Source organism: Pseudomonas sp. CGJS7 (assembly GCF_036961695.1).
This window is the reverse complement of the sequence record NZ_JBAMDI010000324.1, coordinates 1-490: the sequence shown is the minus strand read 5'-3', so window position 1 is coordinate 490 and position 490 is coordinate 1. Positions and strand designations below refer to the sequence as shown.

The following is a 490-nucleotide window of genomic DNA, read 5'->3' as shown; positions in this document are numbered from 1 at the left end:
CTCGGCGACTGCAATCGCACCAGACAACGTCTATGTCGGCACCAACCAGCCGGTGGTCAATGCCATCGACGCGGTCAGCGGCGCAGATGCGTGGAAGTTCGAAAACCTGAACCTGGACAAGACCCCGGTCAGCACCGAGGTCACCGACGAGCCAGGCACTCCAGGCAGCGAAGGCGACATCGTCAAGGTCACCATCACGGCCGACCAGAGTTCGGTAGCCGAGAACGTCAAGCCGACGTTCACCGTACACATCAACACCGCCCTGGCCCACGACCTGATCGTGACCCTGAGCAACAATGCTCAGGTCACCATCAAGGCTGGCGAGACCAGCGCGCAGTACATCCACGACGCACAGGGCGATGACGTCTATCAGGATGCGGGCCAGATCAGCCTGGGCATCAACTCGGCAGTAGACGCCACTGGTGCTGCGTTCGAGAACCTCGAGTTGGGCGGTGCCGCGAAAGTGGATGTCACCGACACCCTCGACGAA

General features: G+C 61.4%; 1 protein-coding gene. It reads left to right on the top strand.

Annotated features, from left to right (window positions below; genetic code table 11):
- A partial coding sequence (locus V7787_RS52910) for an immunoglobulin-like domain-containing protein (RefSeq protein WP_336095465.1) occupies window positions 1–490 on the top strand: 490 nt, incomplete at both ends.